Source organism: Pseudomonas lurida (assembly GCF_013522705.1).
Lineage (GTDB): Bacteria > Pseudomonadota > Gammaproteobacteria > Pseudomonadales > Pseudomonadaceae > Aquipseudomonas > Aquipseudomonas quebecensis.
This window is the reverse complement of sequence record NZ_JAAMRE010000005.1, coordinates 26,963-45,755: the sequence shown is the minus strand read 5'-3', so window position 1 is coordinate 45,755 and position 18,793 is coordinate 26,963. Positions and strand designations below refer to the sequence as shown.

At 61.0% G+C, this 18,793-nt stretch carries 20 protein-coding genes; 11 read left to right on the top strand and 9 right to left on the bottom strand.

Annotated features, from left to right (window positions below):
* Position 1: 1 nt before the first annotated feature.
* Positions 2 to 649: a hypothetical protein gene (locus G7025_RS06120; protein WP_181077438.1), complete on the bottom strand. Its 648-nt coding sequence runs from the start codon at positions 647 to 649 to the stop codon at positions 2 to 4.
* 368 nt (positions 650 to 1,017) lie between these two features.
* On the opposite strand from G7025_RS06120, the gene coxB reads away from it, so the two are divergent.
* The 4 genes from coxB (at position 1,018) to G7025_RS06100 (ending at position 5,358) form a co-directional block, all read left to right on the top strand.
* On the top strand, positions 1,018 to 2,145 hold the full coding sequence (gene coxB, locus G7025_RS06115; RefSeq protein WP_181077437.1) for a cytochrome c oxidase subunit II: 1,128 nt from the start codon (positions 1,018 to 1,020) through the stop codon (positions 2,143 to 2,145).
* Between the two features lie 58 nt (positions 2,146 to 2,203).
* Entirely contained in the window at positions 2,204 to 3,793 is a 1,590-nt protein-coding gene (ctaD, locus tag G7025_RS06110; protein WP_181077435.1) for a cytochrome c oxidase subunit I, read from the top strand.
* A 90-nt stretch (positions 3,794 to 3,883) separates the two neighbouring features.
* Positions 3,884 to 4,435, top strand: coding sequence for a cytochrome c oxidase assembly protein (locus tag G7025_RS06105; RefSeq protein WP_181077434.1), 552 nt, complete (start codon positions 3,884 to 3,886; stop codon positions 4,433 to 4,435).
* Between the two features lie 35 nt (positions 4,436 to 4,470).
* Positions 4,471 to 5,358 (top strand): cytochrome c oxidase subunit 3, encoded by an 888-nt coding sequence (locus G7025_RS06100; protein WP_181077432.1) that lies wholly within the window; start codon positions 4,471 to 4,473, stop codon positions 5,356 to 5,358.
* Positions 5,359 to 5,364: 6 nt separating this feature from the next.
* Here G7025_RS06100 and G7025_RS06095 read toward each other — a convergent pair whose 3' ends face one another.
* Positions 5,365 to 5,568, bottom strand: a complete 204-nt coding sequence (locus tag G7025_RS06095) for a twin transmembrane helix small protein (RefSeq protein ID WP_181077430.1) — start codon at positions 5,566 to 5,568, stop codon at positions 5,365 to 5,367.
* 33 nt (positions 5,569 to 5,601) lie between these two features.
* On the opposite strand from G7025_RS06095, the gene G7025_RS06090 reads away from it, so the two are divergent.
* Genes G7025_RS06090 through G7025_RS06070 form a run of 5 tightly spaced genes read left to right on the top strand, consistent with a single transcriptional unit; the run spans position 5,602 to position 9,528 of the window.
* The gene (locus G7025_RS06090; protein WP_181077429.1) at positions 5,602 to 6,369 is read left to right on the top strand and encodes an SURF1 family protein; all 768 of its coding nucleotides are present in this window, start codon (positions 5,602 to 5,604) and stop codon (positions 6,367 to 6,369) included.
* On the top strand, positions 6,335 to 6,919 hold the full coding sequence (locus G7025_RS06085; protein ID WP_181077427.1) for a hypothetical protein: 585 nt from the start codon (positions 6,335 to 6,337) through the stop codon (positions 6,917 to 6,919). The genes G7025_RS06090 and G7025_RS06085 overlap by 35 nt, the downstream gene beginning before the upstream one ends.
* Positions 6,920 to 6,929: 10 nt before the next feature.
* Complete coding sequence (locus G7025_RS06080) at positions 6,930 to 8,009, top strand: COX15/CtaA family protein (protein ID WP_181077425.1); 1,080 nt, start codon at positions 6,930 to 6,932, stop codon at positions 8,007 to 8,009.
* The gene (cyoE, locus tag G7025_RS06075; protein ID WP_181077424.1) at positions 7,997 to 8,896 is read left to right on the top strand and encodes a heme o synthase; all 900 of its coding nucleotides are present in this window, start codon (positions 7,997 to 7,999) and stop codon (positions 8,894 to 8,896) included. The genes G7025_RS06080 and cyoE overlap by 13 nt, the downstream gene beginning before the upstream one ends.
* Positions 8,893 to 9,528 carry an SCO family protein gene (locus G7025_RS06070; RefSeq protein WP_181077422.1) on the top strand — a complete coding sequence of 212 codons (636 nt, stop codon included), beginning with the start codon at positions 8,893 to 8,895 and terminating at the stop codon, positions 9,526 to 9,528. The genes cyoE and G7025_RS06070 overlap by 4 nt, the downstream gene beginning before the upstream one ends.
* A 403-nt stretch (positions 9,529 to 9,931) precedes the next feature.
* Here G7025_RS06070 and G7025_RS06065 read toward each other — a convergent pair whose 3' ends face one another.
* From G7025_RS06065 to G7025_RS06055, 3 genes are read right to left on the bottom strand one after another with little or no spacing between them, the layout of a single operon-like run.
* Positions 9,932 to 10,705: a MetQ/NlpA family ABC transporter substrate-binding protein gene (locus tag G7025_RS06065; RefSeq protein WP_181077420.1), complete on the bottom strand. Its 774-nt coding sequence runs from the start codon at positions 10,703 to 10,705 to the stop codon at positions 9,932 to 9,934.
* 51 nt (positions 10,706 to 10,756) lie between these two features.
* Positions 10,757 to 11,431, bottom strand: a complete 675-nt coding sequence (locus G7025_RS06060) for a methionine ABC transporter permease (protein WP_034101701.1) — start codon at positions 11,429 to 11,431, stop codon at positions 10,757 to 10,759.
* Complete coding sequence (locus G7025_RS06055) at positions 11,431 to 12,438, bottom strand: methionine ABC transporter ATP-binding protein (protein ID WP_181077418.1); 1,008 nt, start codon at positions 12,436 to 12,438, stop codon at positions 11,431 to 11,433. Before G7025_RS06055 ends, G7025_RS06060 begins: the two co-directional genes overlap by 1 nt.
* A 266-nt stretch (positions 12,439 to 12,704) precedes the next feature.
* On the opposite strand from G7025_RS06055, the gene katE reads away from it, so the two are divergent.
* On the top strand, positions 12,705 to 14,846 hold the full coding sequence (gene katE, locus G7025_RS06050) for a catalase HPII (protein WP_181077417.1): 2,142 nt from the start codon (positions 12,705 to 12,707) through the stop codon (positions 14,844 to 14,846).
* Between the two features lie 106 nt (positions 14,847 to 14,952).
* Here the strand turns inward: katE and G7025_RS06045 are convergent, their stop codons facing one another.
* The 4 genes from G7025_RS06045 to zur are packed head-to-tail and all read right to left on the bottom strand — an operon-like array spanning position 14,953 to position 17,758.
* Entirely contained in the window at positions 14,953 to 15,672 is a 720-nt protein-coding gene (locus tag G7025_RS06045; protein ID WP_181077415.1) for a PA5502 family lipoprotein, read from the bottom strand.
* A 37-nt stretch (positions 15,673 to 15,709) separates the two neighbouring features.
* Complete coding sequence (gene znuB, locus G7025_RS06040; RefSeq protein ID WP_181077413.1) at positions 15,710 to 16,498, bottom strand: zinc ABC transporter permease subunit ZnuB; 789 nt, start codon at positions 16,496 to 16,498, stop codon at positions 15,710 to 15,712.
* Entirely contained in the window at positions 16,491 to 17,276 is a 786-nt protein-coding gene (gene znuC / locus G7025_RS06035) for a zinc ABC transporter ATP-binding protein ZnuC (protein ID WP_181077411.1), read from the bottom strand. The genes znuB and znuC overlap by 8 nt, the downstream gene beginning before the upstream one ends.
* Complete coding sequence (zur, locus tag G7025_RS06030; protein WP_181077409.1) at positions 17,276 to 17,758, bottom strand: zinc uptake transcriptional repressor Zur; 483 nt, start codon at positions 17,756 to 17,758, stop codon at positions 17,276 to 17,278. Before zur ends, znuC begins: the two co-directional genes overlap by 1 nt.
* A gap of 58 nt (positions 17,759 to 17,816) precedes the next feature.
* On the opposite strand from zur, the gene G7025_RS06025 reads away from it, so the two are divergent.
* Positions 17,817 to 18,746, top strand: coding sequence for a zinc ABC transporter substrate-binding protein (locus G7025_RS06025; protein ID WP_181077407.1), 930 nt, complete (start codon positions 17,817 to 17,819; stop codon positions 18,744 to 18,746).
* The last annotated feature ends 47 nt before the right edge of the window (positions 18,747 to 18,793 follow it).

Here is an 18,793-nt window from a genome sequence, read left to right as displayed (position 1 = left end):
TTTAAGCCGGGCGATCCAGCGCCAGTTCAACCCCCAGCTGGCGGGAAAGGCACGGCCAGCGCTTCCACGCCGCTTCCGTTTCCGGGCTTTTGAGCTGCTCGCGATAGGCTTCGACGGATTCCAGCGCAAAGCTGTCTTCGTTGAGCATTTCATCCACGGCATGGTGTACGACTTCATCCAGTTGGTTGGCGAACGTTTCGCCGATCAACTGATGGGCAATCACGTTGGCCACGGTGGTATCCGCCGGAATCAGAGGCTGGCCAAAGTGTTTGATATACAAGTCGTTGACCTCTTCCACCAGACGATGGGCCAGGTACGCTTCGTCCAGCAGGCCGTCGAGCCCTTCATGACCTTCCAGCATGGCGGGCGGCTGCAGGAAAAAATGCTCGGCGATCTTCAGCACAGGCTTGATCTGGCTTTCGATACCGGCTTCGCGGGCCACGTCGTTGGCGGCCTCGAGCAACTCCGGGACAAGATCGATGTAAGCGGTGACGAAGCGGGTCATGACTAAGTTGCGATCATCATCAGCAAGGGAAATGGCCGAATGCAGATCCGGCAATTGTTTTTCCAGTTGCAGGGCAAGCTGGCCCGTTGTGGCTTCGTGTTGATGGGCACGGGAAATCTGCTCGCGCAATGCGGCGGTGTTCATGAAGGCTCCAGTCAAGCAGGTGTAGGAATAGGGACAGCATAAGTTAGCTCGTTTATACGAGCGGCTAAGACGCATTTGTCATAATTATTTCACGGTTATGCGCGGGGGTTATATCGAATAGCCATCGTTCGTCGGAAAAACGATTCCGCACCCGGGTTTATTGAGTTTCTCCGATCATTTTCGCTCATTTGCCCCTACACATTGCGGGGTTGCAGACCCTGTCTATACTCGGATTTGTACGCGATTAGCTGATGACGCCAGACTGCATAAGCAGGCAAGGCTAAGCGGTTGTAAGCAGTATGGAAGCCGCTCCCTTCGACGCAGGTGCACAACCGGCGGGATAACAAGAACGATAAGGGGAACTCGCAATGATGCGACATCCACATGTTTGGATGGGCCTCCTGTTGTGGTCGGTATTCGGCCAGGCGCACGCCGCCTGGACCACGAATATGGCGCCAGGGGCGACAGAAGTCAGTCACGCGGTGTTTGACCTGCACATGACCATTTTCTGGATCTGTGTAGTGATCGGCATCGTCGTGTTCGGCGCCATGTTCTGGTCGATGATCGTCCACCGCCGCTCCACCGGCCAGGTCGCGGCCAAGTTCCACGAGAGCACCACCGTGGAAATCCTCTGGACTGTCGTGCCCCTGCTGATCCTGATCGCGATGGCCATCCCGGCCACCAAGACCCTGATCAATATCTACGACAGCAGTGAGTCGGACATCGATATCCAGGTCACCGGCTACCAGTGGAAATGGCATTACAAATACCTGGGCCAGGATGTTGAATTCTTCAGCAACCTGGCTACGCCTGCCGAGCAGATCCGCAACCAGGCCACCAAGGGCGAGCACTACCTGCTGGAAGTCGACCAGCCGCTGGTGCTGCCGGTGGGCGCCAAGGTGCGCTTTCTGGTGACCGCCGCCGATGTGATCCACTCCTGGTGGGTGCCGGCGTTTGCGGTCAAGCGTGACGCCATCCCCGGATTCGTCAACGAAGCCTGGACCCGTATCGAAAAGCCTGGCCTCTACCGTGGTCAATGCGCTGAGCTGTGCGGCAAGGACCATGGCTTCATGCCCATCGTGGTGGAGGTCAAATCCAAGGCCGACTACGACACCTGGCTCGGCGAGCGCAAGGCCGACGCCGCCAAGCTCAAGGAGCTGACCTCCAAAGAGTGGACCCTTGAAGAGCTGGTGGCCCGTGGCGACAAGGTTTACCACACCACTTGCGTGGCCTGTCACCAGGCTGAGGGCCAGGGCTTGCCGCCGATGTTCCCGGCGCTCAAGGGCTCGAAAATTGCCACCGGGCCTGCGGCCGATCACCTGAGCCTTGTCTACCACGGTAAGCCTGGCACTGCGATGGCCGCGTTCGGCAAGCAGCTCTCGGAAGTGGATATCGCCGCCGTAGTGACCTACGAGCGCAACGCGTGGGGCAACAACAAGGGCGACATGGTCACGCCTAAAGATGTGTTGGCCATCAAGCAGGCGGAAAGCAAATGACTTCTTTCATTGCAAATGCCCTGAACCGCCCCGCCCCTTCTTTTGCAGGAGAACGGCCATGAGCGCTGTGATCGATGACCATGGCCACGCCAGTGACCACGCCCACGGCCCCGCCAAAGGATTGATGCGCTGGGTGCTGACCACCAACCACAAGGACATCGGCACGATGTATCTGTGGTTCGCCTTCACCATGTTCCTGCTGGGCGGCTCCTTCGCCATGGTGATCCGCGCCGAGTTATTTCAGCCGGGGTTGCAGATCGTGGAGCCGGCGTTCTTCAACCAGATGACCACGATGCACGGTCTGATCATGGTGTTCGGCGCGGTAATGCCGGCGTTTGTCGGCCTGGCCAACTGGATGATACCGCTGATGATCGGCGCGCCCGACATGGCGCTGCCACGCATGAACAACTTCAGCTTCTGGCTGTTGCCGGCGGCGTTCCTGTTGCTGGTGTCGACCTTGTTCACGCCGGGCGGAGGGCCGAATTTCGGCTGGACCTTCTATGCGCCGCTCTCCACCACGTATGCGCCGCAAAGCGTGACGTTTTTCATCTTCGCCATCCACCTGATGGGCATCAGCTCGATCATGGGTGCGATCAACGTGGTCGCCACCATCCTCAACCTGCGCGCCCCCGGCATGACGTTGATGAAGATGCCGCTGTTTGTGTGGACCTGGCTGATCACCGCCTTCCTGCTGATTGCGGTGATGCCGGTGCTGGCGGGCTGCGTGACCATGATGCTGATGGATATTCACTTCGGCACCAGCTTCTTCAGTGCCGCCGGTGGCGGTGATCCGGTGCTGTTCCAGCACGTGTTCTGGTTCTTCGGCCACCCCGAGGTGTACATCATGATCCTGCCGGCCTTCGGCGCCGTCAGCTCGATCATCCCGACTTTTTCGCGCAAGCCGCTGTTCGGCTACACCTCGATGGTCTACGCCACGGCGAGCATCGCGTTCCTGTCGTTCATCGTGTGGGCGCACCATATGTTCGTGGTGGGCATTCCGCTGGTGGGCGAGTTATTCTTCATGTACGCCACGTTGCTGATCGCCGTGCCGACGGGGGTGAAGGTGTTCAACTGGGTCAGCACCATGTGGCAAGGCTCGCTGACCTTCGAGACGCCGATGCTGTTCGCCGTGGCCTTCGTGATCCTGTTCACCATCGGCGGTTTCTCCGGCTTGATGCTGGCCATTGCGCCGGCGGACTTCCAATACCACGACACCTACTTCGTGGTGGCGCACTTCCATTACGTACTGGTGCCCGGCGCGATCTTCGGCATTTTCGCTTCGGCGTACTACTGGCTGCCGAAATGGACCGGCCACATGTACGACGAAACCCTGGGCAAGCTGCACTTCTGGCTGTCTTTCGTGGGCATGAACATGGCGTTCTTCCCGATGCACTTCGTGGGCCTGGCCGGCATGCCGCGGCGGGTGCCGGACTACAACCTGCAGTTCGCCGACTTCAACATGGTGTCGTCGATCGGCGCGTTCATGTTTGGCGCCACGCAAATCTTCTTCCTGTTTATCGTGATCAAGTGCATCCGTGGCGGCCCACCGGCACCGGCCAAACCGTGGGATGGCGCCGAAGGGTTGGAATGGAGCATTCCATCGCCGGCGCCGTACCACACCTTCACCACGCCGCCGGAGGTCAAATGAAGACGCTGATCCCTTGTGGGAGGGGGCTTGCCCGCGATGACGGTATGTCAGCCGACATCAGCCTGGTTTGCGGCGCAGCAGGTGGACGCCATGGCTGACTCCGTGCCCCTCAAGCGCCTGGTCACCCGGCTGTTGATCCTGGTAGTGGCGATGTTCGCCTTCGGCTTCGCGCTGGTGCCCATCTATGACGTGATGTGCAAGGCGTTCGGCATCAACGGCAAGACCGCAGGGCAGTACGAGGGCTCGCAGGTAGTGGACCCGTCGCGCCAAGTGCGCGTGCAGTTTCTGGCCACTAATGCCATCGACATGGTCTGGGAATTTCGCTCCAAGGCCGATGAGCTGGTGGTCAACCCCGGGGCGGTCAACGAGATGCTGTTCGTAGCCTACAACCCCAGCAAAAAACCGATGACTGCGCAGGCGATCCCGAGCATTTCCCCGGCCGAAGCGGCGGTGTACTTCCACAAAACCGAGTGCTTTTGCTTCACACAGCAAGTGCTGCAGCCCGGCGAGCGCATCGAAATGCCCGTGCGGTTCATCGTCGACCGTGACATGCCCAAGGATGTGAAGCATCTGACCCTGGCGTACACGCTGTTTGATATCACCGCGCGCCAACCGCCCGTGGCCGCCCACAGCGGCGGCTAGCTACTGTTTGCCCGCTCAATCAGGAGAGCGAATACATGTCGACTCATGATACGTACTACGTACCAGCGCAAAGCAAATGGCCAATAATTGCCACGTTTGGCCTGTTGATCACCGTGTACGGCCTGGGCCTGTGGTTCAACGATCTCAAGGCGGCGCGCCCGGAATCCCACGGGCCGTGGATCTTTTTCGTCGGTGGCTTGCTGTTGGCCTACATGCTCTTCGGCTGGTTCGGCGCGGTAATAAAGGAAAGTCGCGCCGGTTTGTACAGTGCGCAGATGGATCGCTCGTTTCGCTGGGGGATGAGCTGGTTCATCTTTTCCGAAGTGATGTTCTTTATCGCGTTCTTCGGCGCGCTGTTCTATGTGCGCCATGTGTCCGGTCCCGCGTTGGCCGGCGAAGGGCCCAAAGGCATTGCGCACATGCTGTGGCCGAACTTTGAATTTGCCTGGCCGTTGCTCAACAACCCGGACCCGAAACTCTACCCCGCGCCGGAAGGCACTATCAGCCCGTGGGGCTTGCCGCTGGTTAATACGATTCTGCTGGTCAGTTCCAGCGTCACCATCACCATCGCCCACCATGCCCTGCGCAAAGGCCATCGCGGCGCGCTGAAACTCTGGTTGGCTATCACTGTTCTGCTGGGCCTGGCGTTCCTGGGGTTCCAGGCTGAGGAATATATCCATGCATATAAGGAACTGGGCCTGACATTGGGCTCGGGCGTGTACGGCGCGACGTTCTTTATGCTCACCGGTTTCCACGGCGCCCACGTCACCATCGGCACGGTCATTCTATTTGTGATGCTGATGCGCATCCTGCGTGGGCATTTCAATGCCGAGCACCAGTTCGGCTTCGAAGCGGCCAGTTGGTATTGGCACTTTGTGGATGTGGTGTGGATCGGCCTGTTTTTCTTCGTATACGTGCTGTGAGGCGTTTCACCACGGCGCGTGCGACACCAGCTGGCCGCTGAAAAAGCCCCAGGTGATCAATCCCAGGGTGATCACGGCCAGCACCACGCGCACGGTCAGGGCGGTGACGAGGCGGCTGGAGTGGCCCTCGTCCTTGACCAGGAAGAACAAGCCACTGAACAGGCTCACGACGGTCGCGATCAGCATCAGGGCAATGGCTGCTTTGAGCATGGTGCGGCTCCTGGGCTTTCAAGGGGAGGGGCGATGGAATCCAGTATAGCCAGTGCCTGGCAGCGCTTTCGTCCCGGTATCGCGCCGACGGTAGTGGTGCTGCTGCTGTTACCGCTGATGGTGGGGCTGGGCTGCTGGCAGCTGTCTCGCGGCCAGGAAAAGCAGGCGTTGATGGACAGCTACGCAGAGCGCCGCGCCGCCGAACCCATCACCAGCGACCAGCTCACGCAACAGGTGGACCCCGCATTTCGCCGAGTTCACCTGCGCGGGCGGTTCGATGCCGAACACAGCGTACTGCTCGACAACCGCATGCGCGATGGCAAGGCCGGCGTCGAGCTGCTGCAACCCTTCCATGACCAGGCCAGCGGTCTGTGGTTGCTGCTCAATCGCGGCTGGCTGCCCTGGCCGGACCGGCGCACGCCGCCGGCCTTTACCACCCCTGAACAACCGCTGAATCTCGACGCCTGGGTGTACGTGGCACCGGGCGAGACCTTCCAGTTGCAGGCCGACCCGGTCGTGTCGAGTTGGCCGCGCTTGCTCACCGCACTGCACCCGGTCGCATTGTGGGCCGAGCTGGGCCGCAGCGGTTATGCCTACGAGCTGCGCGCCGAACCTGGCCCTGCCACCTACGAAACCCAGTGGCCGGTAGTGGCCATGGGGCCGGAAAAACACTTGGCGTATGCCGTGCAGTGGTTCGCCATGGCAGTGGCGCTGCTGGCGCTTTATCTCTATCTCGGATGGCACCACACAAAAAAGGAGAAGCCCCATGGGAGCGGCCATGAATCCACCCGACCTGTCTGAGCTGCCCGACCGCCGCAAAGGTCGCTGGCAATTGATCCTGATCCTGCTGATGGTCATCGGCCCGATGGTGTTGGCCACGCTCATGTACAAGCTGCAGTTCTGGGTGCCTGACAGCCGCAGCTATCACGGCGAGATGATCGGTGATGGCCAGACCCGCGCCGATATCGGCGTGCAGGCCGACGAGCAGCGCTGGCAACTGTTGGTGACCGCGCCCACCGCCTGCGCCACCGATTGCCGGCAACTGGTGTATCTGGCCCGGCAGCTGCAGATCGGTCTGGGGCGCGATGCCTCCCGCGCCAGCCACGCGCTGGCCAGCGCGCAGCCGCTGAGTGCGGACTACGACGCCAGGCTCAAGGCCGAATATCCGCAGTTGCAACGCTATGTGCTGGATCTATCGACCTTCAACCGAAACGCCGCCGCGCCGGGTGAGGCGCAGCTGTGGATCGTCGACCCCCACGGCAACCTGGTTCTGCGCTACGACGCCACGGTCAAGGGCAAGGATCTGCTCAACGACCTGCGTCACCTGCTGAAACTGTCAAATATCGGATAAGGGCATCGTCATGGCCAAGCCTGGATTTCGCCTCGCGTTGTTTGCCACCCTGCTGGCGCTGATCGTCGTGCTGCTCGGTGCCTATACGCGCCTGACCCACGCCGGCCTGGGCTGCCCTGACTGGCCCGGTTGCTACGGCTTTATCGCCGTGCCCAACAGCGAAGCCCAGCTGGCCCATGCCGAGCTGCATTTTCCCGATACGCCGGTGGAGGCTGGCAAAGGCTGGAGCGAGATGATCCACCGCTACTTCGCCGGCACCTTGGGGTTGGTGATCGGCGTGCTGGCGGCGCGGTGCTGGAGCCATCGGCGCGATCCCGGCCAGCCGGTGAAATTGCCGCTGTTTTTGTTGGTCGTGGTAGTTGCCCAGGCCGCATTCGGCATGTGGACGGTGACGTTGAAGCTGTGGCCCCAGGTCGTCACCGGGCATCTGCTGGGCGGCTTTGCCACCTTGAGCCTGCTGTTCCTGTTGACCCTGCGATTGTCCGGTGTACTGCCGGCGCTGGTCGTGCCCAGGCGCCTGCAGTATTGGGCGACGGCCGGGCTGGTGCTGGTGATCGGACAGATCGCCCTGGGCGGCTGGGTGAGCTCCAACTACGCGGCGGTGGCCTGCATCGACCTGCCTACCTGCCATGGTCAATGGTGGCCGGCGGCGGACTTTGCCAACGGCTTTCACCTGACCCAGCACATCGGCCCGAACTACCTGGGCGGGCAACTCGACAGCGAGGCGCGCACGGCCATTCACCTGACCCACCGCGTGGGCGCGGTTATCGTCACTTTGGCTCTGCTCGGCCTGGCCTGGCAACTGCGCGCAGTGGGCATGACGCGGCTGGCGGGCCTGTTGCTGATCGCCATGGCCGCGCAGATCGGCCTGGGCTTGAGCAATGTGTATTTCCATCTGCCGCTGCCGGTGGCCGTGGCCCATAACGCCGGCGGCGCCGGGTTGTTGCTGACGCTGGTGCTGGTCAATTACCACGCGCGTACCAGCCTGGTGCGGGCGCGCAGTCAGCGGCCGTACGGCTGGCGTTTTATCCCGCGCAAACCGGTATCGGGCCTGATCACCCTTAAAGGAGAGATGCCATGGCGACCTTGACCGGCGCGCGGCACGACCAGGCGCTCTGGCGCGATTATCTGGAGCTGACCAAGCCGAAAGTGGTGGTGCTGATGCTGATCACGTCCCTGGTTGGTATGTTTCTCGCAACCCGCGCAGGGGTGCCGTGGACAGTACTGGTTTTCGGCAACCTGGGGATCGCTCTGTGTGCCGGCGGCGCCGCGGCGATCAACCACGTGGTGGACCGGCGGATCGACGCCGTGATGGCTCGCACCCACAAGCGGCCGCTGGCGCAAGGGCGCGTGCAGCCCGTGGCCGCGCTGGCCTTTGCGTTGGTGTTGGCGGTGGCCGGGCTTACGCTGTTGCTGGCGTTTACCAATGCGCTGGCGGCGTGGCTGACCTTGGCGTCGTTATTGGGCTATGCGGTGATCTACACCGGTCTTCTCAAGCGCGCGACGCCGCAGAATATCGTCATCGGCGGCCTGGCCGGGGCCGCGCCGCCGTTGCTGGGCTGGGTTGCGGTTACCGGGCATGTCAGCGCCGAGCCGCTGCTGCTGGTGCTGATTATCTTCGCCTGGACCCCGCCGCACTTCTGGGCCCTGGCCATTCACCGCAAGGAGGAATATGCCAAGGCCGATATTCCGATGCTGCCGGTAACCCACGGCGAGCATTACACCAAGGTGCATATCCTGCTCTACACCTTCGCCCTGCTGGCGGTAAGCCTTATGCCCTATGTGATCCATATGAGCGGCCCGCTCTACCTGGGTTGCGCGCTGGTCTTGGGTGCGCGCTTTCTGCAATGGGCCTGGGTGTTGTACCGTGGCGGTCGGCCGCACGCGGCGATCAACACCTTCAAGTACTCTGTCTGGTACCTGTTCCTGCTGTTTATCGCGCTGCTCGTAGACCACTACTTACTGTTGAACCTATGACTCGAACTCAAAAAACCGTCTTTATCCTGGTGGCCATCGTCGCGTTGATCATGGGCCTGACCGTCAACAAAGTGCTCAACGGCAAAGGCCAGGGCGACCCGACCGCGTTAATCGACGCCGGCATTATCCTGCTGCCGCAAAGCCGTGCGCTGCCGCCGGTGACCATGGCCAATCAGGACGGCCAGCCGGTGCTGATCAATGAATTGAAGGGCAAGTGGAGTCTGCTGTTCTTCGGCTACACCTTCTGCCCGGACATCTGCCCTACTACCCTCGCCCAGCTGCGCCAGATCAAAAGCGAGCTGCCCAAGGACGTTGTGGATAAACTTCAGGTGATCCTGGTGAGCGTCGACCCCAACCGCGATACCCCGACCCAGCTCAAGCAATACCTGGGCTATTTCGATCCGCAATTCCAGGGTCTGACCGGCGCAAATGTGGCTGAGGTGCAAAAGGTCTCGAACGCCGTGAGTATCCCGTTCATCCCGGCCGATACCAGCAAGCCCAACTACACCGTCGATCACAGCGGCAACCTCGCGCTGATCGGCCCGGACGGGACGCAACGTGGTTTTATCCGCGCGCCGTTGAACAACCAGAAGCTGGTGGCGCAATTGCCAGGGTTGTTGCAGCGTCAGTAATAGCCGACACACCACACATGTGGAAGGGGGCTTGCCCCGATAGCAGAGTGTCAGCCGATGTAGATGCCGACTGAAGCACTGCCATCGGGGGCAAGCCCCCTCCCACATTTGCTTTGTGTTGCCTGAGGGATCGGGGCCAGCGTCTGCTGTTGATCGGAATCGAGTTCACGCCGTAATGCTGAATCGAGATGCAAGCCCATCAGGTGGCCGATGTCAGAGGCACTACGGTTGGTCGTCGATTAGCACATTCGAATCTTGCACAAACCTAATGTGGGAGGGGGCTTGCCCCCGATAGCAGAGTGCCAGTCGATGTAGATGCCGACTGAAGCATTGCTATCGGGAGCAAGCCCCCTCCCATATTGTTGATCGCGAGTGGACTGGGGATCAGGTTGTTTCTTCAGGATCAGAACGCCGGCTTGATCGCGCCTTTGTATTTTTCTTCGATGAATTGCTTCACCTCAGGGGTGTGCAAAGCGGCGATCAGTTTCTTCACGGCGTCCGCGTCCTTGTTGTCTTCGCGGGTGACCAGGATGTTCACATACGGCGAGTCGCTGCCTTCAATCAACAGGGCGTCCTTGGAAGGGTCCAGCTTGGCTTCGAGGGCGTAGTTGGTGTTGATCAGCGCCAGGTCGACCTGAGTCAGCACGCGCGGCAGGGTGGCGGCTTCCAGTTCGCGGAACTTCAGGTTTTTCGGGTTGGCGGTAATGTCTTTGGTGGTCGACAGGATGTTGGTTGGGTCCTTCAGGGTAATCAGGCCGTTGTTGGCCAGAAGCAGCAGGGCGCGGCCACCGTTGGTGGCGTCGTTCGGTATCACAACGTTGGCGCCGCTTGGCAGCTCGTCCAGTTTTTTGTACTTGCTGGAGTAAGCGCCCAGAGGCTCCAGGTGTACCCCTCCCACGCTTACCAAGTGACTGCCCTTGGTCTTGTTGAACTCATCGAGGTACGGCTGGTGCTGGAAGAAGTTGGCATCCAGTCGCTTCTCGGCCACTTGTACGTTGGGTTGCACGTAATCGGTGAACACCTTGACCTTGAGGTCCACGCCTTCTTTAGCCAGGGCCGGCTTCACGAATTCGAGGATTTCCGCGTGGGGCACCGGCGAAGCCGCGACGGTGAGGGTCTCGTCCGCGTGAGCGGAAAACGCGGCAACGGCGGCGAAAGCAACCAGTAGTTTTTTCATCCAGCAAGCTCCTTGTTCGGGCATCTGCCGGCAGTTGGCCGGCAATGGCCGTTATTTTCGAGAATAGTGTGTCACCAGCTTGTCGCCGATGGTTTGCAGAATCTGCACCAGCACAATCAACATGATGACGGTGACGACCATGACGTCGTCCTGGAAACGCTGGTATCCATAGCGGATCGCCAGGTCACCCAACCCGCCGGCACCGACCACGCCGGCCATGGCGGTGTAGCCCACCAGTGCAATGGCGGTCACGGTGATTGCGGCAATGATGCCAGGCTTCGCCTCGGGCAAAAGTGCCTTGACGATGATCTGCCGAGTGGTAGCGCCCATGGCTTGTGTTGCTTCGATGATGCCGCGATCCACTTCGCGCAGAGCCGTTTCCACCAGCCGCGCGAAGAACGTTGAGGCGCCTACCACCAACGGCGGAATCGCGCCGGCCACTCCCAGGGATGTGCCGGTGATAAAGATCGTTGTAGGAATCATCACAATCAGCAGAATGATAAACGGCAGTGAGCGTATAGCGTTGACGATAAACGCCAGAACGCCGTAGGTGGCTTTCTGCTCCAGCAACTGACGTGGGCTGAACAGGAAGAGCAGGATGCCGAGCGGCAGGCCGACCAGCACGGTGAACAGTAGCGAAGTGCTGAGCATCAGCATGGTGTCACCGGTGGCGACCCAAATGTCGGCCCAATCCACCTTGTCGAAGTAATGCAGTAACACGTCCATTAACGCAGGACCTCCATATGTACGTCGGCTGCGGTGAAGCGGGCGAAAGCTGCTTCCATATCACCGCCGGTGATGGCCAGAGTCAGTTGCCCGTAGGGAATGTCTTTGATGCGATCGATACGACCGGCAAGGATGCTGTAGTCCACTCCCGTCTCGCGCGCGACGGTACCCAACAATGGCGCGTAAGTCGCTTCGCCCTGGAATGTCAGGCGCACGATACGGCCAGGCACGTGAGCGAAGTCATCGCGCTGTTCGCTTTCGTCGATTTGGTCGGCTTCCTGCACAAAACGCTTGGTGGTCGGGTGCTTAGGATGCAGGAACACATCCGCCACCGAACCCTGCTCCACGATCACACCGGCGTCCATCACGGCGACCTGGTCGCATACGCGACGGATCACGTCCATTTCATGGGTGATCAGCACGATGGTCAGCTTCAACTCGCGGTTGATTTCAGCCAGCAGTTGCAGCACCGACGCGGTGGTCTGCGGGTCGAGTGCGCTGGTGGCTTCGTCGCACAGCAAAATCTTGGGCTTGGTCGCCAGGGCGCGGGCGATGCCGACGCGTTGCTTCTGGCCGCCTGACAATTGCGCCGGGTACTTTTTGGCGTGGTCCGACAAGCCGACGCGGGCCAGCAGTTCAGCCACGCGTTGGTCGATAGCCTTGCGCGACAATTCGCCGGCCAGGGTCAACGGCAGCGCCACGTTGTCGGCGACAGTCTTGGACGCCAGCAGGTTGAAGTGCTGGAAGATCATGCCGACCTGCTGGCGGAAACGGCGCAGGCCGTTGGCGTCCAGGGCGGTGACTTCTTCGCCATCGACCGTGATCTGACCGCCACTGGGCTCTTCCAGGCGGTTGATCAAGCGTAGCAGTGTGCTTTTACCCGCACCCGAATGGCCGATCAGGCCGAACACCTGGCCGTTCTCGACACGCAGGCTGGTGGGATGCAGCGCGGGGATATCCCTACCGTCGACACGGTAGGTTTTATGGACGTTTTGAAACTCGATCACGTAGCGAACCTTGTGGGGCGCATGAAAAGGGGATCAGCGGTTAGCCGGGCGCGCATTTTAGCCTGTCCGTTTAGCGTTTCTTAGCATTTATTTCGCATCCAACCAGCGATTTGGCAATAACGCGATCAAAGGTCATAAAAAAGGAACGGCGCAAAACCCTGTCAGTCCCTATTTAAGCAACTCGATTTCTCAGGTGCCGTGCCTGGGGTTTTGCTCAAACGAGCCGGGGGAACGCTCTGGCCACTTTGAATAAGGAGTTTTGACTGATGAGCGACAACAAGCCAGCTACCCCGCCCAAGAGCGAACTCGCGGGGACCGATACCCTGGACCGCGGCAATACCAATGCCAAGCTGCAGGCCTTGGAAGCTTTCCGCTCCGACGCCACCGGCCAGGCTTTGCGCACCAACCAGGGCGTGAAGATTTCCGACAACCAGAACAGCTTGAAAGTTGGCTCCCGGGGCCCCTCGCTGCTCGAAGATTTCATCATGCGGGAAAAAATCACGCATTTTGACCATGAACGTATCCCGGAGCGCATCGTGCATGCTCGCGGTACCGGTGCCCATGGCTATTTCCAGACTTACGAAGATCACTCGGCACTGACCAAGGCCGGGTTCCTGCGCACCCCCGAGCATAAAACCCCGGTATTTGCGCGATTCTCCACCGTGCAGGGCCCGCGTGGTTCGGGTGACACGGTGCGCGACGTGCGCGGCTTTGCCGTGAAGTTTTTCACCGAAGAAGGCAACTTCGACCTGGTGGGCAATAACATGCCGGTGTTTTTCATTCAGGATGCGATCAAGTTTCCTGACTTCGTGCATGCGGTAAAACCCGAGCCTCACAACGAAATTCCTACCGGCGGCTCGGCGCACGACACTTTCTGGGACTTCGTCTCCCTGGTGCCGGAGTCGGCGCACATGGTGGTGTGGGCAATGTCCGACCGTGCGATTCCTAAAAGCCTGCGCGCCATGCAGGGCTTTGGCGTGCACACCTTTCGCCTGATCAACACCGAGGGCAAGTCCAGCTTCGTCAAATTCCACTGGCGTCCGAAGGTGGGCACCTGCTCCCTGGTGTGGGACGAAGCGCAGAAGCTCGCCGGTAAAGATACCGACTACCATCGCCGCGACCTGTGGGAGTCCATCGAGAGCGGTGACTACCCCGAATGGGAATTGGGCGTACAGATCGTCGCCGAAGAGGACGAGCATAAGTTTGACTTCGACCTGCTCGACCCGACCAAGATTATCCCCGAAGAGCTGGTGCCGATTACGCCGCTTGGCAAGATGGTGCTTAACCGCAACCCGGACAACTTCTTTGCCGAAGTCGAGCAGGTGGCGTTCTGCCCTGGGCATATCGTGCCGGGTATCGATTTTACCAACGACCCGCTGCTGCAAGGCCGTCTGTTTTCCTACACGGACACGCAGATCAGCCGCCTGGGTGGTCCGAACTTCCATGAAATCCCGATCAACCGACCCGTGGCGCCGTTCCATAATGGCCAGCGCGACGCGCAGCACCGCAGTGTGATCGACAAGGGCCGCGCGGCGTACGAACCGAATTCGATCGATGGCGGCTGGCCGAAAGAGACCCCGCCAGGCCCGACCGATGGCGGTTTCGAAACCTATTACGAGCGCGTCGATGCCAATAAGGTGCGTGAGCGCAGTGAATCGTTCGGCGATCACTTCTCCCAGGCCACGCTGTTTTTCAACAGCATGAGCCACCACGAGAAAGAGCACATCATCGCCGCCTACAGCTTTGAGCTGGGCAAGGTTGAGCGCGAGCATATTCGTGCGCGCCAGGTGAACGAGATCCTCGCCAACATCGATCTGGAACTGGCCAAGCGCGTGGCGCAGAACCTGGGCCTGCCGGCGCCGACCAAGGGCACCGTGCCGCCACGCGAGACCTCGGTGAAAACATCGCCGGCGTTGAGCCAGGTGAACCTGCTGTCGGGGGATATCAAAACACGCAAAGTCGCGATCCTGGCGGCCAACGGTGTGGATGGCGCCGCGATTGATGCGTTGAAAAAGGCTCTGGAGGCCGAAGGTGCTCACGCCAAACTGCTGGGGCCGACCTCGGCGCCGGTGAAGACGGCCGATGGCAAAACCCTGGCGGTGGATGCGTCGATGGAAGGTATGCCATCCATTGCGTTCGATGCGGTGTTTATCCCAGGCGGCAAAGACTCGGTGAACGCCTTGAGCGGCGACGGTGTGGCGTTGCATTACGTGCTGGAAGCCTACAAGCACTTGAAGGCGATTGCCGTGGGTGCGGACGTGAAGCCGCTGCTGGATCAGCTGAAGCTTGAAGCGGATGCGGGACTGATCGTCGGCTCGGATGCCAAGGCGTTCAAGGCGTTTTTCGCCGCGATTGCGCAGCACCGAGTGTGGGAGCGTGAGCCGAAGGCCAAGGCGATTCCGGCTTAAGGCAGGAGTTGTTAGTTAGATAGCTATCGGGGGCAAGCCCCCTCCCACATTTGAATGTATTCACAGTTCAATGTGTGGGAGGGGGCTTGCCCCCGATGCTTTTACTTCACTGCGCCTTGCGCGGAATCAACACGATCTGCGCCGGGATATTCTTCAGAATCTGCCGGTGGATCTTCAGGTCATACCCCGAATCGATGCGCTTTACCCGTTTGGTCAGCAGGCTGGCCAGCCACGGGTAATCTTCCGTGCGTGGCACCTGGATGCTCACGTCGCACTGGTAATTCACCACGTCGGTGGCAATGGCGTCGAGCTGATGGCGCATGTCTTGAATGTGGGTGAGGTCCAGCGCCACTGTGGTGCTCGGCGCTGCCGGGTCGATGACCTTGGCGGCAGGCTTGGCTTCAGCAGCTTTAAGGGCCTCCTCGGCTTTATCCAGCTCGACTTTGCGGGCATGGGTGATTGCGCTGTTGACGCCGCCGGTCAGCGCCGGTGCCTTGGGCATCAGAGCCCGGGCGCGGCTCAGGGCGGTGGCGGCTGCGTTGACGTCGCCTTTTTGCAGCACGATCTGGCTGCGCTGCAGATAGGCTTCGGCCAGCTGGCGCTGATAGGTTTCCAGCGCCGGATCGTCAGGCGTCTGGGCCTGCAGCGTGGCGAGCTGATCTTCGGCGGTGGCCAGCTCACTGCTGGCCAGGTTTTGCTCCAGCTGCGCGATGGCGGCGGCGCGCGGGTCCGTTGCCTCGGGGGCCGCGGGCGGTGTGCTTTGACAGGCACCCAGCAGCAGGGAAAATGCGGCAAGGAGCAGATAACGTGCGGTGAACGGCTTCATTCCTGCGACTCTCTATTTGCGCAAAAAGCGAGCAAGTCTACACCCCTCGACGGGGCAGGACAAAACTCAGCAGAAACAGGGCGGCGGCGGTGACCACGATCGACGGTCCGGCCGGAGTGTCCTTGAACCACGACAACGCCAGGCCCCCACACACTGCAAGCATCCCCAGCAGGCTGGCGCCGATCGCCATCTGCTCCGGTGAGCGGGCGTGACGCTGGGCGGCGGCGGCGGGAATGATCAGCAGCGATGTGATCAACAATACGCCGACAATCTTCATCGCGACAGCAATCACCACCGCGATCAGCAACATCAGAGCCATGCGCAGCGCGGGCACCGGCAGGCCTTCGACCCTGGCCAGTTCTTCATGCACGGTGACCGCCAGCAACGGGCGCCACAGCGTCACCAGCAACACCAGCACCATCGCACTGCCGCCGAGGATCCAGGCCAGGTCGGTGGGGCTGATCGCCAGCAGATCGCCGAACAGGTAAGCCATCAGGTCGATGCGCACTTCGTGCATGAAGCTCAGTACCACCAGACCCAGGGATAAGGTGCTCGGTGCCAGAATCCCCAGCAGGGTGTCTGAAGCCAGCGGCTGGCGTTGTTGCAGCGTCACCAACAGCACCGCGAGCAGCAGGCAGCCTGCGGTCACGGCGATGGTCGGGCTCACATCCAACAGAAAGCCCATCGCCACGCCCAGCAGCGCGGCGTGTGACAAGGTGTCGCCAAAATAGGCCATGCGCCGCCAGACCACGAACGAGCCCAAAGGGCCCGCGACCAGTGCCAGAGCCAAGCCTGCCAGCAGGGCGTAGAGCAGAAAATCAGCCATGCTTGCAGCTATCTCCATGAACGTGGGTATGAGACGTGCTCGGGTCATCGACCACCGCGCCATGCAGGTCATGCGCATGGTCGTGATGGTGGTGGTAAATCGCCAGGCTCTGCGCGTTTTTGCCGAACAGCTCGACAAATGCCGGGTCGCCGCTGACCTGTTCCGGGTGGCCGGAGCAGCACACATGGCGGTTGAGGCATACCACTTGGTCGGTGGTGCTCATGACCAGATGCAGATCGTGGGACACCATCAGCACGCCGCAGCCATGGCGGTCGCGCAGGCGAGTGATCAGGCTGTAGAGCTCCGCCTGGCCGGCGACATCGACGCCTTGCACAGGTTCGTCGAGCACTAACAGTTCCGGCTCGCGCAGCAGGGCGCGGGCCAGTAGCACGCGTTGCATTTCGCCACCGGAGATGCTCTGCACCGGGCTGTCGATCACCTGTTCGGCACCGACTTCCTTGAGTGCGGCTTGGGCGCGGGCACGGTCCACACCCGGCACCAGGCGCAGGAAGCGCAACACGGACAATGGCAGGGTCGGGTCCACATGCAGTTTCTGTGGCATATAGCCCACGCGCAGTCTGGGCTTGCGCCACACACTGCCTCTGTCGGGTTTGAGCAGGCCGAGCACGGCGCGCACCAGGGTGGTCTTGCCGGCGCCATTGGGGCCGATCAGGGTGACGATCTGCCCCGGCTCCACGCTCAGCGCAATGTTATCCAGCACGTTTTGCCCGGCGAACGTGACGCCGACCTGCTCCAGGCGAATCAACGCGTTGCTCATCAAGCCCCCTGGCAGCCCGAGCACAGGCCGACGACTTCGACCGTTTGCCCTTCGACCCGAAAGCCAACCTCGGCGGCGCTGTGGATAATCGCATCGCTGATGGTTTTTTGTTCAAGTTCGATAGCGGCGTGGCACACCCGGCAGATCAGGAACTGACCTTGGTGCGCATGCTCCGGGTGGTTGCAGCCGACAAACGCGTTGAGGGAGGCGATGCGGTGAACCAAGCCGTTTTCCAGCAGGAAATCCAGTGCGCGGTACACCGTGGGCGGCGCGGCGCGGCGACCGTCCTGTTCGCTGAGCACGCCGAGAATGTCGTAGGCGCCCAGCGGTTTGTGGCTTTGCCAAACCAGTTCCAGCACGCGCCGCCGCAGGGCGGTCAGGCGCAGGCCCTGGCGTGCGCACAGCGCATCGGCCTCCGACAGCGCGGTGTGCACGCAGTGAGAGTGGTCGTGGGGACGGCTGGCAAGCGGTGTTATAGGCATGAGCGGCGACAGATATTTGATAGAGACGTTATTATGTTACCCGTTCCTACGCCATTGAGTGGTCATCGTGTCCCGACTTTTTCCCGTTTTTGTCGTATTTGTCACCAGTTTATTCGTTGTCGGCGCTGCTCAGGCCGAGGTCAAGGTGCTTACCAGCATCAAGCCATTGCAGCTGATCGCCGCGGCGGTACAGGACGGCGTGGCGGTTCCGGAGGTGCTGTTGCCGCCGGGTGCGTCGCCGCATAACTTTGCTTTGCGCCCATCCGACGTACGGCGCGTGCAGTCGGTCGATCTGCTGTATTGGATCGGGCCGGACATGGAAACCTTCCTGCCTCGCGTGCTCAAAAATCGTACAGCCACAACCGCGGCCGTGCAGGACCTGCCGGGCATGCAATTGCGCCGTTTCGCCGAAGACAGCCATTCTCACGCCGACGAAGCCGACGAGCATGACCACGATCATCGTCCTGGCAGTGTGGATGCCCACCTGTGGCTATCGACAGTGAACGCCCGCGTGATTGCCGCGCGCATGGCGTCCGACCTCGCCAGCGCCGACCCTGCCAACGCCGCGCGTTATCAGAGCAACGCCAAGGCTTTCGCCGCACGCCTGGATGCGTTGGATGCGCGCCTGAAGGCGCGTCTGGCCGGGATCGGCGACAAACCCTACTTCGTCTTCCACGAAGCCTTCGATTATTTCGAAGCCGCTTACGGCCTCAAGCATGCGGGCGTGTTCAGCGTCGCGGCCGAGGTTCAGCCGGGCGCCCAGCACGTCGCAGCGATGCGTACGCGGTTGCAGGAGGTGGGCAAGACCTGTGTGTTCAGCGAGCCCCCGCTGCGTCCGCGTTTGGCTGAAACCCTGGTGGCAGGTCTGCCGGTGAAACTGGCGGAGCTGGACGCGTTGGGTGGTTACACCCCTGCGACTGCGCAAGGTTATGAGCAGGTGCTGGAAAAGCTGGGCAATGACTTGGCGGGGTGCCTGGAGTCGTTGTAAGCCTCAGCGACGATCATATGCGGGAAAGGTTTGCGCCCTCCCGCATG

What these genes read in the sequence shown, in the direction of transcription:
- G7025_RS06120 (WP_181077438.1), bottom strand. Translation starts at nt 649, where the DNA reads ATGAACACCGCCGCATTGCGCGAGCAGATTTCCCGTGCCCATCAACAC.
- coxB (WP_181077437.1), top strand. Translation starts at nt 1,018, where the DNA reads ATGATGCGACATCCACATGTTTGGATGGGCCTCCTGTTGTGGTCGGTA.
- ctaD (WP_181077435.1), top strand. Translation starts at nt 2,204, where the DNA reads ATGAGCGCTGTGATCGATGACCATGGCCACGCCAGTGACCACGCCCAC.
- G7025_RS06105 (WP_181077434.1), top strand. Translation starts at nt 3,884, where the DNA reads ATGGCTGACTCCGTGCCCCTCAAGCGCCTGGTCACCCGGCTGTTGATC.
- G7025_RS06100 (WP_181077432.1), top strand. Translation starts at nt 4,471, where the DNA reads ATGTCGACTCATGATACGTACTACGTACCAGCGCAAAGCAAATGGCCA.
- G7025_RS06095 (WP_181077430.1), bottom strand. Translation starts at nt 5,568, where the DNA reads ATGCTCAAAGCAGCCATTGCCCTGATGCTGATCGCGACCGTCGTGAGC.
- G7025_RS06090 (WP_181077429.1), top strand. Translation starts at nt 5,602, where the DNA reads ATGGAATCCAGTATAGCCAGTGCCTGGCAGCGCTTTCGTCCCGGTATC.
- G7025_RS06085 (WP_181077427.1), top strand. Translation starts at nt 6,335, where the DNA reads ATGGGAGCGGCCATGAATCCACCCGACCTGTCTGAGCTGCCCGACCGC.
- G7025_RS06080 (WP_181077425.1), top strand. Translation starts at nt 6,930, where the DNA reads ATGGCCAAGCCTGGATTTCGCCTCGCGTTGTTTGCCACCCTGCTGGCG.
- cyoE (WP_181077424.1), top strand. Translation starts at nt 7,997, where the DNA reads ATGGCGACCTTGACCGGCGCGCGGCACGACCAGGCGCTCTGGCGCGAT.
- G7025_RS06070 (WP_181077422.1), top strand. Translation starts at nt 8,893, where the DNA reads ATGACTCGAACTCAAAAAACCGTCTTTATCCTGGTGGCCATCGTCGCG.
- G7025_RS06065 (WP_181077420.1), bottom strand. Translation starts at nt 10,705, where the DNA reads ATGAAAAAACTACTGGTTGCTTTCGCCGCCGTTGCCGCGTTTTCCGCT.
- G7025_RS06060 (WP_034101701.1), bottom strand. Translation starts at nt 11,431, where the DNA reads ATGGACGTGTTACTGCATTACTTCGACAAGGTGGATTGGGCCGACATT.
- katE (WP_181077417.1), top strand. Translation starts at nt 12,705, where the DNA reads ATGAGCGACAACAAGCCAGCTACCCCGCCCAAGAGCGAACTCGCGGGG.
- G7025_RS06045 (WP_181077415.1), bottom strand. Translation starts at nt 15,672, where the DNA reads ATGAAGCCGTTCACCGCACGTTATCTGCTCCTTGCCGCATTTTCCCTG.
- znuB (WP_181077413.1), bottom strand. Translation starts at nt 16,498, where the DNA reads ATGGCTGATTTTCTGCTCTACGCCCTGCTGGCAGGCTTGGCTCTGGCA.
- znuC (WP_181077411.1), bottom strand. Translation starts at nt 17,276, where the DNA reads ATGAGCAACGCGTTGATTCGCCTGGAGCAGGTCGGCGTCACGTTCGCC.
- zur (WP_181077409.1), bottom strand. Translation starts at nt 17,758, where the DNA reads ATGCCTATAACACCGCTTGCCAGCCGTCCCCACGACCACTCTCACTGC.